We start from the raw sequence: 13,600 nt of genomic DNA, 5'->3' as shown, positions 1-13,600 counted from the left end.
GACGGCCCTGTCCAGCGGAACGAAGACCATTGAGCCGATCGGCAAAAAAGGCCGGTCAGAACAAAACCGAACCCAAGGAAAGCCGCCAACTCAAGGCGTTCTGCCCCTTGCGTTCTTTCATTGGAGACAGTCATGGCAGATGAAGCAACGACAATTAAGGGCGGCAAGGTCAAGGTGCTGCTCGGGAATGCCGCGACGCCGACCGTTTACACGGCGCCGTGCGGTTTTACGCAGAAGTCCGTCACGCTCAACAAGGGGCTGGAAGAGGTGCAGATCCCGAACTGCGTCGACCCGGATGCGGTCGACTGGCTCGGCCGCGACGCCACCTCTCTCTCGATGAGTATCAGCGGCGAGGGCGTGCTTGCGGCCGAAAGCGTCGAGACCTGGCTTGAGGCGTGGGAGGATGTCGACTCCGTGCCGGTCAAGGTCGAGTGGGCATTTCCCAACAAAACGATCACCTGGACGGGCCGCATCCACGTCGAGACGCTCGAAACCACGGCCCCGAACGGCCGCCGTGTCACGGCAAACGTCAGCATGCAGAGCGACGGCAAGATGACACGCGTGGTGACGCCGGTATGAGCCGCGACGCTCAGATTACGTTCCCGTGGGCGGATGGTGATTACACCTTCCGCCTCGGCTGGGGCGAGCTGGAGCAGCTGCAGGAGGCTTGCGACGCGGGGCCATATGCCATCCTCATTCGCCTGCAGGACGATACCTGGCGCGTCGGTGACATCAGTCACACCATCCGCCTCGGCCTTGTCGGTGGCGGCATGAAGATGACCGACGCGCTGCTGAAGGTTCGTAAGTACGTCGAAGCTCGGCCGCCAACCGAAAACCTGCTGTTTGCGCAGCTCATCCTGTCGGCGGCCTGTGTCGGGGCTCCGGAGGAGAATGTGGGGGAGGAGGGCGCGCCAAGTCCAGCGGAGGAGAACGGCTCGACGATCTCCCCAACGGAAAGCTGAGGTTTGGCGCGATCTACGGCAACGGGGCCGCAATGGGCTTCACGCCGCAGCAAATCCGGGCAATGTCCATGTGGCAATTCATGGCCGCGCTCGATGGTTTCATCGCAGCAAACTCGCCAGAAGACACGGGTTTGACGGCGAAAGAAGCTGATGAGCTTTGGGACTGGCTGGAGGCTGGTTAGCCTTCGGTCACGATCTCTCGGCCGACAAGGATCATGACGAGCCCGATAAGCGAGGCCGTCGCCAGCGCAGTGAAGAACATCGGAGAAATTTCGGGTGCTGGAAGCTTTCCCGAAACGCTCTCTAGCGCGCGTTCATATTCGCCGCGTTCGATGAAGGCTCTTAGCGCTGCATTGTAGTTCCACGCAGCAATCGGCGTCGGCAACACGAAAAGGGCCGCACCGAGCTTGCCGACGTTCGTCAATCGATATCTCGAAACACTCATTGCGTGTCCTCCGGCGCGCAATCTCTCAAGGAATTTTCGTTTTGGCAACCGACCTTGAAAAGCTCGTGGTGCAGCTCTCTGCTGACATCAAGGGATACCAGCGCGAGATGCAGAAGGCTGTCGGCGTCACCAACGCTCAGGCGCGTGCAATCGAAAAGCGCTACGAGAACATGGGCCGGAAGTTGGATTCGATCGGGCGCCGGTCAGCCAGCGCTTTGATTGCCCCGCTGACCGGTGTCGCTGCCGCCATCTCGGTCAACGAGGTGATCGGCTATGCCGATGCCTGGACCACTGCCAAGAACAGCCTTTCCGTTGCCGGCATCGTTGGACAGCAGCAAGTCGAGGTTCTCGACCGCCTCTATCAGTCGGCGCAAGCGAATGCCACGCCGGTCGGGGCACTTGCTGACCTGTTCGGTAAGGCGTCGCAGGCGTCGGACGTTCTCGGTGCCTCACAGAAAGAGTTGATCGCTTTCTCCGATGGGGTCGCGACTTCCTTGCGTGTCGCGGGAACAAGCGCCGGCGCCGCATCTGGCGCGCTCACGCAGCTCGGCCAGTTGCTCGGCTCCGCGCGTGTCCAGGCCGAAGAATTCAACTCCATCAATGATGGAGCTCGGCCTATCCTGATGGCTGTTGCGGCTGGTCTCGATGAGGCTGGCGGTTCCGTCAGTAGACTAAAGGAGCTCGTGAACGACGGCGCCGTTTCTGGTCGCCAGTTCTTTCAGGCGTTTCTCAAGGGGCTGCCTCAAATCCAGTCTATGGCTGGCAACGCGACGCAAACGATCGAACAGGGCGTTACGAAGGTCAACAACGCCTTCACAAAGTACATCGGCGAGAGCGACGAAAGCCTCGGTGCCTCGCAGCGCCTCGTCGCGGGCTTGAACGCGCTCGCGGACAATTTCGATAAAACCGCCGATACCGTGCTTCAGGTTGCTGGCGTCATCGCCGGTGCATTGGTGGGGCGCTCCATCGCGATGATGATCGCCAAGCTTGGCCTAGCTACGGATGTCACCCTAAAGTTTGTCGCAGCTCTGAGGGCTGCGGCATCTGTTGGCGGCGTCGCAGCTGCGATCGGCGGGATTTCTGCGGCGGCTGGTCCGATCGGTATTGTTGTCGGTGGCACCGCTGTCGCTGCCCTTGCCTTGTTCAGCTCGCAGTCCGAAGAGGCTTCGAGCAGTGCTCGGACATACGCGGAGGCGCTTGCAGAGGTTAAGGCTGCTGCCGATGATGCTGCAGGCAGTATCTCCACGGCAGGCGCCGAGATTGATGAGCGTGCTCAAAACTCAATCGTTCGTGGACTTGAGACTGCGCGAGGTGAGATCGAGCAGACTAAAAACGCTGCCTTGGAGATGATCACCGTCTTCACCGACGACTATTCCATGAGCTTCGCGACCGACGAGCAGAAGCGGCAGCTATCCGAGCTGCGTGAGGGATTGGAAAACGGAAAGATTTCTGCCGACAAGGCAGCGCAGGCGATCGCGGCAATGGCAACCGCTGACTACAATTTTCAGGTCGCGGCCGACAAGCTTACCCCCCTACTTGATGCCCTTCGGGACGCATCCGCTGCAGCTGATCTGTTGCAGGGCAAGCTGAACGCCAGTGCCAATGCCGGGGCTGTTGCGGCATACACTCAATACGGCCAGTCTCGCGCCAAGGGCGAGGAGATGCTGCGCCTCGGCAAGGCGTATGCCGACGAGGCGGCCAGGCAGAACAAGCTAAGCAAAGATCAGCTCGCCGTCGAAAAGGAAATCGCATCGATCCGGAAGGATCTCAAGGAAAAGGGTGGTTTTCTTGCCGACGCCCAGATCAAGGCGCTTGCCGAATCTAATGTTGCGGCCGACCAGGCGCGCAGCAAGTCGGGCGGCAGTCGGACGAAGGGCGTAAAGCAGACTTCGGAAAGCCGCTTCGATGCCGATATTCAGGCGGTCAAGGATCGCACGGCGGCGCTGGTCGAAGAGCAGCGCATTGTCGGCATGTCGTTTCAGGACCAGGAGCGCCGGCGCATGGCGCTCGACCTGGAGCAGACCGCGCTTGCGGATCTGCGAGAGGAGGCGCGCCGTAAGGGGCAAACGGATCTCGAAAACATCAAGCTGTCGGCCGATCAGACGGCAAAGATCCGGGAGGCCTCGGCGGCCTATGCCGAGCAAGCCGATGTGCTGCGCCGCGTGCAGGAACAGCAGGACAGAGCAGAGCAGGCGGCAGAGGATTTCTATGACGCGTTCAAGTCGGGCACCATAGACGCCATCACGGGCGCCAGCAGCCTTTCCGAGGCGTTGGAGAACGTTGGGAAACGCCTTGCCAGTCTCCTGCTGAATAGCGCCTTCGACAGCTTGTTTCAGCCGCGCACCTCCAGCTCCTCGGGCGGCATGTTCGGGGGCATCTTTGCCTCGATCGGAAAATGGATCGGCCTTGCCAATGGTGGGCCGGTCAAGGCCGCCACGGGCGGAAAGGTCACGGGGCCGGGCACGAGCCGGAGCGACAGCATCCCGGCGATGCTTTCGAACGGCGAATACGTGATCAACGCGGCCGCTACCCAGAAGCACCGCGCGCTGCTCGATGCCATCAACTCGAACCGCGCGTTGCGGCTCGCGGATGGTGGCCCGGTCAAGCTGACGGCGCCCCGCATGCCAAGCCTCGCCGGCATGGGGGCGAAGGGCGGGCAATCCATTTCTCTGAGCTATGCCCCTTCCTACAGCGTGACCGGGACTGGTGAAGAGATCGCGGCGCTCAAGCGTCAGGCCGCGCAAGATCGTGCCGAGTTTGAAAGCCGCACGGTAAAGGCGGTTCGCGACGCGCAGAAACGACGGATGCTATAGTCGAAAGGCTCGTTTTCAGAATGGCGATCGTATTTCCTCGCGAGCTGCCCGATGTCGGCTTCGTCACCGCTGATGTCACGCTCGCTGATCCCGTTAGGGCGTCGCCATCAGGCGCCCGGCTCATCAACTACACGCAGGTGGAAGATCCAGCGTGGCAGGCGTCGATGGTCACCAGGCCGTTGCTCTACTCCGAGTATTCGGCGGTTGAGGCCTGGTGGCTGTCTTTGCGTGAAGGCCTGCGGGCCGTGTTGTTCCGTCATCCTTGGGATTGTTACCCTCGGCTGCACCGCGCGAACCACGCGCCGGCTGACGTCGCCGGCGTGCTGGTCTCCATAGCCAGCGGCAACGTGCTCGATGTTGCCGGGGTCGATCCCGCGCTCGCCTTGTCGGTCGGTGATCGCGTCGGGCTTGAGCGGCTCGGCAGATATCATATTGGCCGCGTGGCCGATGTCTCTGGTGCAGGCACCACGAGGCAGATCACGATCGAGCCGCCGCCGCAGGGCGTCGTCACACAGGCCGGCGCCGTCATGCGGTTCGCGCGGCCGGCGCTGATCATGAGGCCCGTTCCCGGCAGCTTTCAGGCTCCGAAATCGAGCCATCGCTACAATGTTTCGTTTCAGTTGCGGGAAAGCCAATGACGCTGTCACAAGAGGTCAAAGACCTTTACGACCAGGGCAGGATCTCGACCCGCCAGATGGTGCGCGTGACGCTTGCCTCGGGCGTCTATGGCTTCATCGCCAGAAGGGAGCCGCTCGACTTCGCGGGCGTCACCTATCGGCCGTTTGGTCTGTTGGAAGTCTCGGAGATCGGCGGCGGCACAGGGACGGCGGCAGATGGCGGCTTCACGCTGCGCCTGGCCGAGAGCAAGGATGACGGGCTCACGCCGGCGGTTCTGACGCAGATCGAGAACGAAGACTACCGCGATCGGCCTGTCGTCGTTTACGACGCGCATTTTCATCCGGACACGTTGGCGCAGATCCAGATCGAGCCCGTCGCGCGGGGCTATCTCGATATCATCGAGCACTATGCCGACGACACGCGCGGCTATTACCTCGAAGCGAAATGCGAGGGGCGGCAGCTGGATTACAGCCGCCGGAACGGTCGAAAGCGAACGCTCGTCGACCAGCAGCGCCGAGATCCCGGCGACCGGTTTTTTGAACATGCGGCCACTGCCGGCCGCGTCGATATCGCATGGGGGCGCGTCGTCGGCTCGGCCGTCAACGTTGCGAAGAACGTCGCCGCCGGCGCGGCGCGAGCCTTAGGCTTCAAGGGGCTTTGAATGTCCAGACAATCCGGGTGGGAAAAGCGCCTCAACGCGGTTGTGGCGAAGCATCAGGCGTTGCCGTCTGATTGGGGGATCTCCGATTGCTTCGTCATTCCAGATGACGCGGTCGAAGCGCTGACGGGTGCTGTGATGTATCCGAAGGCGAGAGGCTACCGGACAGAGGCGGGCGCGGCGAAGGCGCTGCGCCGGCACGGTTTTGCCAACGTGCAGGAAGCGTTCGCGGCGCGGTTCGCCGAGATCTCGCCAGTGATGGCGCAGCGGGGCGACATCGGCGTGATCGAGCGCGATGGCGCCTTCTCCGGCGGTGTCTTCACCGTCCTCGGTTTCATGACGCGTGCCCATGACGGCCCGGTCGAGTTTATTCCGGCAAGCGCCGTGACAGCAGCTTTCAAGGTGGAATAATGGGCTTCCTTGCTCCGATCATCGGCGGCATCGTCAGCGCGATCGGCTCGATCGGCATCGTCGGAAAGATGGTGATCGCCGTCGGCCTCAATCTCATCGTTGGGAAGATGGAGGAACGTCGCGCCAAGAAAAACCAGAAGCAGGTCGGCGGCGTCGAGTTTGAACGGCAGTATGGCGAGAACGTCAGCCGCAAGGTGGCGTGCGGACTGGTCGGCCTGGCGGGGCACGACACCTACGTCAACACGTACGGCTCGTCGAACAAGTACCTGGAGCAAGCCTACACACTTGCTGATTTTCCGTGCGATGGCCTGTCGCGGATCTGGGCCGGCGGTGCGCTGCTGCAGCTCGAGGAGATTTTGCCGTCGATCCCGCATGCGAAGAGCTACCGCGTCGTCAGCGGCACTTACGCGGGTTTGATGGTCTTTACCTTCTACGACGGCACGCAGACGGCGGCTGATGCCGGCATGGTGGCAAACGCCAATCCGCCTGGTCGTTGGACGGCAGACCACATCGGCACGGGCATTGCCTGGATCAAGGTCAGCCTGACCTATGACAGCGAGAAGCTCGGGCAGTTTCCGGACTTCTTTTTTGAGATCCGCGGTGCCCGTCTCTATGACTTCCGCAAGGATTCCACGGCCGGTGGATCTGGCCCGCATCGCTGGGGCGTCTACTCGACCTATGAGTTCACCGAAAGCCCGATCCTGGCTGAATACAATTACCGGCGCGGCTTCTCGGTCAACGACGACATGTTCTGCGGCATGGGCATGGATGCGGCGGATCTTCCGTTCGATCGCTATGCCACGGCGGCCAATATCTGCGACGAGGCGACGGATCACGGCAAGCGGTATCGCTGTTCGGTGATGTTTGATGCGGACGTCGACCACGGCGATAACATCGAGGCGGTCATGCGGGCTTGCGGTGGCATCGTGATCGACAGCGTCGAAGGCTCGTGGCCGCTGGTCGGAACAGATCAGCCGATCGTCGAGACCTTCACCGATGATGACCTGGTTGCCGGGGAGCCGGTGCGCTATCAGCGCCGGCGCTCGATGGCGGATCTCGTCAACATCGTATCGGGCACCTATCCGGAGCCGGCCAATATGTGGTCGCCGGCGGGGTACGACGTGCAGACAAATCCGGCCTATGTGGCGCTCGACCGGCGTACGCGCGATGTGCCGCTCGACTTTCCGACCGTGCCTTACAAGGCGCAGGCAAACCAGCTCGCGTCGATCTACTTCAATGAGAACCGCTACGAGGCGACGGCCGACATCGTGCTTCGCCCCCGGTTTCAGACGATCAAGGCCGGCGATTGGGTGCGCTGGAATTCAGCTCGGTATGGCAATCGCGTCTACATGGTGCAGGCGCGCGCCATTCGTGCATTGACGAGTGACGGGCCGCGCAACGTGGTGCTGTCGCTGCAGGAGCGTGACGGCGCGATCTATGACGGCGTCGGTGTGGTGGCTCCGGTCATTCCCTTGCCGCCTGGTGAGCCCGTCTATCTGAGCGAGCTGCAGGATTTCAGCGTCATCAGTGTGAAGGCTGTCGGGGCTGACGGTCGATCTTATCCGGCGTTTCGCATCTCGTGGGCGCCGATCGTCGACATGACCGTGACCGGCGTCACCTTCGAATGGTGGATCAAGACGGCGCCTGCGAACAAGTTCTCTAAGCAGGTGTCGGCAAGCGACGGCACGGTGACCTTCCTGCAGGAGGGTATTCTTAGCCTGACCGATTACGAGTTTCGCTACAGGCTTCTGGCCGATCGCCCGACAAACTGGACGGCGCCGATCACCGTGAAATCGGTCGACGGCGGCAATGCGGATCTCGAAGTCGGCTTAGGTCGCCTTGGCGAGGATGTGAAGAGGCGCCTCGAAGAGCTGCAGCGCGAGTATGACGTTGTGTGGCAGCGCTTCGAGGAACTGACCACGGCCTTTTCGCTCGAAGGCGCCGTTGGCGAAGTGAAGCGGCAGGAACTGAAGGCGGCAGTCGGCGATGCGTTCGCGCAGATCATCACCGAACAGCGCGTGCGCGTATCGCAGGATGAAGCGTTGGCGCAGCTGATCTCGGCATTGACGGCGACAGTCGGCAACAACCTGGCGAGGCTGATTACCGAGGAGACGGCGCGCGCCACGCAGGACAGCGCGCTTGCCTCCAGCATCACAGGCGTTAGCGCCGACGTGAACAGCCGCTTTGCCGGCGGGTTGGTGAAGTTCGAGGCGGCGGCCGACCAGTCGGGCGTCACGTCTCGCTTCTCGGTTATGTTGCGCGCCACACTCAACGACACCTTCAAAGACAGCGGCTTCTATATCGAGATCTACACGCAGGGCGGGGTGCTCAAATCCCGCTTCGCCGTCAAAGCCGATCAGTTTGTTGTCTGGAATGGCGGCAGCAATGCCTTCCTGCCGATCGTTATCGAGAACGGTGAACTGAAGCTCAACATCGCCAACATCGGCTTGATCCGATCGGGCCGGCTTCTGTCGCAGAACGGCAAGATGGATATCAACCTCAACAACGGCACGATCGAGATCTATAGCTGATGGTTCGCACAATGATTGGCGTCGACAGCACCGGCGCCGGCTGTATCAAGATGATGAAGAGCAATGCCGACGATCCGCGCATCACGCCGGATAGCGAGCGCTGGAAGTTCCTCTATAACAGCAAGTTCTCGATCACGATGAACCTTGCCGACATGCAGCGAGTCAACCAGATTTCGAGACCGGGGCTCAATGACTCCGGGGTGACCTATTACTATCCAGCCGGCTCAAACAGTGGGAACTTCGTCTACGCGGAGTCATCGGGCGGCGGTTCCAGTCACTGGTGCTTCAAGAAAGAGCACTTTCCGACGCTCCGGTATGATGTCCCCCTTTTCGACATCAAGGCGAAAAAGGGTGAGGGGAGCACCCGCTATAACCAACAGATGGTCTTCTGGTTCGACGCCTACGACTATTACAACGGACAGGGCGGCTTCTACGTCGCTGGAAACTACCAGCAGCTCGGCTGGGTAACCGGCACCAACAGCTCGTTCTTCAACAACATCTTCGGAGCGTGGGCGTCTGGCATCATCATCCAGATTACTAGGTTCGATACGATTGACGGCTTCAATCGGTTCCTTTCGCGGGACCGTACGCTGGTTGTGTGGAACCTGCCCGGAAACAATGTTCCCGTTGACGAGGCGCCGGTGCTCGCGCCGAACGGCAGCAAGACGATCAAGATCTCGTCGACCGAGTTCAAGGCGGCGAGGCCTGGCTATCCTGTCGATACGGCGACACCCGCACAGATCGCCTTCGACATTGGCGCCAAGCTGCCGGTGAAGGTTATTCGGTCGGGCGATATCGCTCTGCCGGCCGGCGTCAGCTACTTCGACGTTGGCTTTCAGATACCCGAGATGGTCGCGCTCGATGTGCATTTCTACAACAGCGCCACCATCATGTATCCGTGCAATCCGCAGCTGAACAACTTCGGCGCCGAGTACTGGTTCGATGGGACGCGGATTGGCTTCGATGCATCTACCGGCATGCGCGCCCGGTTCATGCTCTATCTCGAAGACAACAGCCCGCCGACCAGCGGAAGCAACAAGGTGCTGCGCAAGTTCAACGATGGCGCGCAAGAGGTGATGCAGATCCTGCGCCCCGGCTCGGCCGATCCGCCCAGTTGGGCGGACATCGTCATTGATAGCCGTTGGCCGCAGGTGCAGATCCTCGCGCAGGGCTGGATCGACGTGGTTGCAGGAAACGGCGTATCCTATGACGTTCCGTTCGACGGAACCGGTATGTTTCCCATGGTCAAGTACATCACGACCCATGGGGCAGGAAGAGGCGGGAGCGCTGCACCGGACGGGCTCAATCAGTTGCTCACCTCATGGACGAATGTGTATCGGCTGCCTTTCGTAAAGCGGCTGAAATACACCGCGCCGGGCAATCAGTCGCACGCGGGCGAAAGCACTTACTGCGAGCTGACGCAGAACAACGCCCGCTTTTGGACCTTCGCCGGGAACGTCGGCGATTACTACAATCGCCGAGATAGTCCGGGCAGCTGGCGCACCACCGGCGCCACTCCGCCTCTTGGCATCCGCTACTACGTCTTCGGCATTCCAGCTTAGGAAGCTCCCCAACATGACCACTCCTTACACGACAGGGTCGATCACCCTGACGAACGGCAGCGCTGTGGTGACTGGCGTCGGCACGGCCTGGCAGACGGCGCTGATCGCCGGCGGTACTCTCTACGCCGAGGCCGACGGCAATCCGCTGCCTATCCTCTCAGTCGACAGCAACACGCAGATCACAGCGGCCATAAAATGGAAGGGTGCGACCGGCAGTTTTCCCTATGCGATCATGCGCGACACGGCCTATGGCCAACAGACGGTCGCTAACGCTAATGCGCTGGCGACCTATCTGCAGCGTCTCGACAATGCTTCGGTGGCGGCGCTTGCGTCGATCGCTGGTCAAATGAGTGCCGGCAAGGTGCCGCGTGGCTTGAGCGCTAACACGATGGAATGGTTCATCATCAGTGACTTCATCAAGCAGGTGCTCGATGACCCCGATGCAGCAACCGCCCGTGGTTCATTGGGTATAGGGAACGTCTCATCCTCTGGTTCATCGTCAACGATTGCGGGCTCGCTGCTCGTTAATTCTAACGGGTCTACCTTCGCCTTGCAGCGCAACAACGCAAACGCGATCGATGTGGAGGCATTTCAGACCAGCAATAGTGCGACCAAGCACTCGATCGACCTCAACCGCTATGGAGGCGGGGTCACTGTTCGGGGGCAGGACGTCTGGGTTAACGACAAGGTCCCCTACAGTACGAGTGGCTTTGGCTACATCAACTTTCCCAACGGCTTCAAGATCCAATGGGGTTACGACAATTCAGGACAGTCGGATTCTCTAGTCACCTTCCCGATCGCATTCACCACCTTCAGCCGAGTGGTTGTGAACCTAGACTGGGTGCCGAATGCAAATCAGGCGTTCACGTGCGCGGTATCAGGTGCCAGCACCACTTCATTCTATGCCCGGAAAAGATACGTCGAAGGCGGCGTCGTCAACCCAATTGGCGCCGGCGCTCACTGGATAGCGATAGGGTTTTGACATGACGCAGCACTTCGGAGTTTTCGACAGCAATGGGTTTCCGGTGGCGTTTTACCTCGACGCCGTACACGGCGCGCGGACGCGACCGGCCTACGGTGAGCCTGATGAGGAAACGGGCATCGCACCGGTGATCGGCGAAGAGCCGAACCCCGAGTGCCAAGTGCCAGCTAGCGCGGTCGAGCTGACACAGGAACAGTGGCTCGATTTCTTGGAGAACAATGGTCGGCGGCGCTGGGTCGGCGGCGCGATTGTTGCCTATGAGCCATCACCACCGCCAGTGACGCAAGCCGATTACTCGGCCGCTATCCAGGCGCATCTCGACGCCATCGCCCGAGAGCGGCAATATGACGGCATTCACACGGCGATCGGCTATCGCGACGATCCGAACCCCAGCTTCGCGGCTGAGGCGCTTGCCTTGTTCAATTGGCGATCGGCCGTGTGGACCTTCTCGTCGGCCGAGCTGGCGAAGGTCACGGCAGGGCAACGTCCGCAGCCGAGTCTTTCAGAGTTCATGACCGAGCTTGAAACGGCTTGCCCGTTCGTCTGGCCGATGCAGCGGCCGGCGATGCTTGGTGGAGGATTGCCGACCGAATAACCCGGTTTAGATCGCTCGCGTCGCCACCTGGGCCGCGACTGACACCAGCAAGGCCGCCAGCGCGACGGCCGTTCCGTATCGCGCAATCTTCATCCGGCGCCCGCGAGCGCCATCCCAATCATAGCCCATCATGTTCGCCCAGCCGGCGTCATGCCGAGCTTGGATGGTGGCGCGACTCCCTGAACAAAGAGGTAAATCCGATGAGCGCTATCACCGCGCAGCAGATCCGCTCGGCCGCAAAAGGCAAGGTCAACGAAAGCAACCTGAATTCCGTCCTGGTCGCGCTCGATCGATACGGCGAGATGTTCGGCCTCGATAAGCCCCATCGCCTGGTGCACTACTTCTCGCAGCTCGGACACGAAAGCGCCGACTTCCGGTTTGATCGGGAGATCTGGGGGCCGACGCCGGCGCAGGAGCGGTACGACACTCGCACGGATCTGGGCAACACGCCGGCGCGCGACGGCGATGGCAAGAAGTATCTCGGCCGGACGGCGATGCAGCTGACCGGCAAGGATAACTATCGGGCGTTTCGGGAATGGTGCCGGCAGGAAGGGCTGGACTGCCCCGACTTTGTCGAAGATCCGGACGCGGTCAACCGTGATCCGTGGGAAGGGCTCGTGCCGATCTTCTATTGGCAGAAGCGCGACCTCAACCGATGGGCCGACCAGGGCGACGTCGAGACGATCACGAAAAAGATCAACGGCGGCAAGAACGGTTTTGCCGATCGCATCGATCGCTTCGCGCGTCTGGCGCTCGTGGTGCTCGGCTATCGAGCGGACAACATCCTTCAGTTTCAGTCTGACCAGCGTCTCGAAGTCGATGGTGATGTCGGGCCGAAGACGCGAGCCGCAATGCACAAGGCGCTGGTGGCGCTGGTGCCCGGCGAGGCTGCAAAGCCGGAAGTGAAGACGGCGCCCGTGACTGAAACCGTCATGCCGCCGGCCGTCGAAACGGAAGTGAAGAAAAAGACGAACCTCTGGGGCTGGCTCTTCGGCGGCGCCTCGGCAGCGGGAACGGCGGTATCCGCCCTTGCCGGCGCAGAATGGCCGACCGTGGTGGCAATCGGCGGCGTCGGCATCGTAGCGATCGGCGCCGGCCTGATGCTGCGGCACCAGATCATCGCTGCCGTGCGCGAGATCAAGAGCGCGATCGAGGATGCGCCAGCATGATTATCTGGCCGAAGGTCATCGCCGGCGGGTTGCTACTCGCCGGCGTCGTTGGGTTCGTTCTCGCCATTCGCGCAGACGGCGCCCGTTCAATCACCAACGCATTCGAGAGACAGAATAATGCGGCGGCACATTCCGCGGGCGATGCTCGCTCTGACTTTGACACTTGTCCTGACGGGTTGTGGGACTTCGGGGCCGGCAAATGTCGAAGGCCTGCGGCGGGTCGTCGGCACTGACCTGGTCGGCGCGCGAGGGGCGACACCGGCAGATCAGCGGAAGATCGACAGGACAGTCGTCGGTCTTTGCGCCGGCGGTGTCTGGACCAATGCGGAATGCGCGAGGCACGGGGAAGGGCGGTAATGACGGCGGGGACTTCGGAGCGGGCAATTGGCAGGCTGGAGGGAAAACTTGATGCCCTCGTTGATGCGGTCGAGAAGGGGCAGGACGAAAGCAAGCAGGGGAGGGCAAGGATCTACAGCGAGCTGGAGAAGGTGCGACAGGAGGCGGCAGCGAGCCGCGCAGAAGTCGAAAGCCTCAAGCAGCAGATGGCGGATGCGTCGCCAGTAATCTCCGACATCAAGCGCTGGCGCGAGCGCTTCATTGGTATGCAGATGCTCGTCGTTTTTCTGGCAGGATCTGCCGGCGCCGCGCTCGTCACCCTTTGGAAGTGGCTGTCGATGAAGATTGGGCTTCAGTAGGAGTTATCCGAGGTGCAAGCCGATTTTCTTAACTGAATTAGCCCCCGAAAGGCCCGGACATGCTCCCCCACTTAGTTAAGTGTGTAGGAGTAATGTCGGCATTATGACTAGCAGCAATTTTAAGATGGAAGTTCTCTCTGGGCCGGAACGTCGGCGGCG

The 13,600-nt window shown here is 61.2% G+C and carries 14 protein-coding genes and 1 pseudogene; 14 read left to right on the top strand and 1 reads right to left on the bottom strand.

Annotated elements, in window-relative coordinates:
• Positions 1-132: 132 nt before the first annotated feature.
• The 3 genes from IB272_RS34165 to IB272_RS34155 are packed head-to-tail and all read left to right on the top strand — an operon-like array spanning position 133 to position 1,144.
• Positions 133-579 carry a phage tail tube protein gene (locus tag IB272_RS34165; RefSeq protein ID WP_192445873.1) on the top strand — a complete coding sequence of 149 codons (447 nt, stop codon included), beginning with the start codon at positions 133-135 and terminating at the stop codon, positions 577-579.
• Complete coding sequence (locus tag IB272_RS34160) at positions 576-962, top strand: gene transfer agent family protein (RefSeq protein ID WP_192445872.1); 387 nt, start codon at positions 576-578, stop codon at positions 960-962. The genes IB272_RS34165 and IB272_RS34160 overlap by 4 nt, the downstream gene beginning before the upstream one ends.
• 32 nt (positions 963-994) lie before the next feature.
• On the top strand, positions 995-1,144 hold the full coding sequence (locus IB272_RS34155; protein WP_156400704.1) for a hypothetical protein: 150 nt from the start codon (positions 995-997) through the stop codon (positions 1,142-1,144).
• Here the strand turns inward: IB272_RS34155 and IB272_RS34150 are convergent.
• On the bottom strand, positions 1,141-1,407 hold the full coding sequence (locus IB272_RS34150; RefSeq protein WP_192445871.1) for a hypothetical protein: 267 nt from the start codon (positions 1,405-1,407) through the stop codon (positions 1,141-1,143). The genes IB272_RS34155 and IB272_RS34150 overlap by 4 nt on opposite strands.
• Before the next feature lie 263 nt (positions 1,408-1,670).
• Between IB272_RS34150 and IB272_RS34145 the strand changes: the two genes are divergently transcribed.
• The 11 genes and pseudogenes from IB272_RS34145 to IB272_RS34100 all read left to right on the top strand — a co-directional run bounded on the left by IB272_RS34145 (position 1,671) and on the right by IB272_RS34100 (position 13,441).
• Positions 1,671-4,220 (top strand): tape measure protein, encoded by a 2,550-nt coding sequence (locus tag IB272_RS34145; RefSeq protein ID WP_348646848.1) that lies wholly within the window; start codon positions 1,671-1,673, stop codon positions 4,218-4,220.
• A gap of 20 nt (positions 4,221-4,240) precedes the next feature.
• Positions 4,241-4,858, top strand: coding sequence for a hypothetical protein (locus tag IB272_RS34140; RefSeq protein ID WP_192445869.1), 618 nt, complete (start codon positions 4,241-4,243; stop codon positions 4,856-4,858).
• Entirely contained in the window at positions 4,855-5,499 is a 645-nt protein-coding gene (locus IB272_RS34135; protein WP_192445868.1) for a DUF2163 domain-containing protein, read from the top strand. The genes IB272_RS34140 and IB272_RS34135 overlap by 4 nt, the downstream gene beginning before the upstream one ends.
• Positions 5,500-5,907 (top strand): hypothetical protein, encoded by a 408-nt coding sequence (locus IB272_RS34130; protein ID WP_192445867.1) that lies wholly within the window; start codon positions 5,500-5,502, stop codon positions 5,905-5,907.
• Entirely contained in the window at positions 5,907-8,438 is a 2,532-nt protein-coding gene (locus IB272_RS34125) for a phage tail protein (RefSeq protein WP_192445866.1), read from the top strand. Before IB272_RS34130 ends, IB272_RS34125 begins: the two co-directional genes overlap by 1 nt.
• Positions 8,438-10,000 (top strand): hypothetical protein, encoded by a 1,563-nt coding sequence (locus IB272_RS34120; protein ID WP_192445865.1) that lies wholly within the window; start codon positions 8,438-8,440, stop codon positions 9,998-10,000. The genes IB272_RS34125 and IB272_RS34120 overlap by 1 nt, the downstream gene beginning before the upstream one ends.
• A 13-nt stretch (positions 10,001-10,013) precedes the next feature.
• Entirely contained in the window at positions 10,014-10,982 is a 969-nt protein-coding gene (locus IB272_RS34115; RefSeq protein ID WP_192445864.1) for a hypothetical protein, read from the top strand.
• A gap of 283 nt (positions 10,983-11,265) precedes the next feature.
• Positions 11,266-11,577, top strand: a pseudogene (locus IB272_RS34110) (hypothetical protein); the annotation flags it as partial.
• 200 nt (positions 11,578-11,777) lie between these two features.
• Entirely contained in the window at positions 11,778-12,746 is a 969-nt protein-coding gene (locus IB272_RS34105; RefSeq protein WP_192445863.1) for a glycoside hydrolase family 19 protein, read from the top strand.
• A gap of 117 nt (positions 12,747-12,863) precedes the next feature.
• On the top strand, positions 12,864-13,103 hold the full coding sequence (locus IB272_RS35255; protein WP_246810517.1) for a hypothetical protein: 240 nt from the start codon (positions 12,864-12,866) through the stop codon (positions 13,101-13,103).
• The gene (locus IB272_RS34100) at positions 13,076-13,441 is read left to right on the top strand and encodes a DUF1515 family protein (RefSeq protein WP_192445862.1); all 366 of its coding nucleotides are present in this window, start codon (positions 13,076-13,078) and stop codon (positions 13,439-13,441) included. The genes IB272_RS35255 and IB272_RS34100 overlap by 28 nt, the downstream gene beginning before the upstream one ends.
• Positions 13,442-13,600: the final 159 nt, after the last annotated feature.

Source organism: Ensifer sp. ENS08 (genome assembly GCF_014852195.1).
In the GTDB taxonomy this organism is placed as follows: domain Bacteria; phylum Pseudomonadota; class Alphaproteobacteria; order Rhizobiales; family Rhizobiaceae; genus Ensifer; species Ensifer adhaerens.
The sequence above is the reverse complement of the archived record's forward strand: the minus strand, read 5'-3'. Positions and strand labels throughout refer to the sequence as shown.

Coding starts and splice junctions, on each gene's coding strand:
- IB272_RS34165 (WP_192445873.1), top strand. CDS start 133: ATGGCAGATGAAGCAACGACAATTAAGGGCGGCAAGGTCAAGGTGCTG.
- IB272_RS34160 (WP_192445872.1), top strand. CDS start 576: ATGAGCCGCGACGCTCAGATTACGTTCCCGTGGGCGGATGGTGATTAC.
- IB272_RS34155 (WP_156400704.1), top strand. CDS start 995: ATGGGCTTCACGCCGCAGCAAATCCGGGCAATGTCCATGTGGCAATTC.
- IB272_RS34150 (WP_192445871.1), bottom strand. CDS start 1,407: ATGAGTGTTTCGAGATATCGATTGACGAACGTCGGCAAGCTCGGTGCG.
- IB272_RS34140 (WP_192445869.1), top strand. CDS start 4,241: ATGGCGATCGTATTTCCTCGCGAGCTGCCCGATGTCGGCTTCGTCACC.
- IB272_RS34135 (WP_192445868.1), top strand. CDS start 4,855: ATGACGCTGTCACAAGAGGTCAAAGACCTTTACGACCAGGGCAGGATC.
- IB272_RS34130 (WP_192445867.1), top strand. CDS start 5,500: ATGTCCAGACAATCCGGGTGGGAAAAGCGCCTCAACGCGGTTGTGGCG.
- IB272_RS34125 (WP_192445866.1), top strand. CDS start 5,907: ATGGGCTTCCTTGCTCCGATCATCGGCGGCATCGTCAGCGCGATCGGC.
- IB272_RS34120 (WP_192445865.1), top strand. CDS start 8,438: ATGGTTCGCACAATGATTGGCGTCGACAGCACCGGCGCCGGCTGTATC.
- IB272_RS34115 (WP_192445864.1), top strand. CDS start 10,014: ATGACCACTCCTTACACGACAGGGTCGATCACCCTGACGAACGGCAGC.
- IB272_RS34105 (WP_192445863.1), top strand. CDS start 11,778: ATGAGCGCTATCACCGCGCAGCAGATCCGCTCGGCCGCAAAAGGCAAG.
- IB272_RS35255 (WP_246810517.1), top strand. CDS start 12,864: ATGCGGCGGCACATTCCGCGGGCGATGCTCGCTCTGACTTTGACACTT.
- IB272_RS34100 (WP_192445862.1), top strand. CDS start 13,076: ATGCGCGAGGCACGGGGAAGGGCGGTAATGACGGCGGGGACTTCGGAG.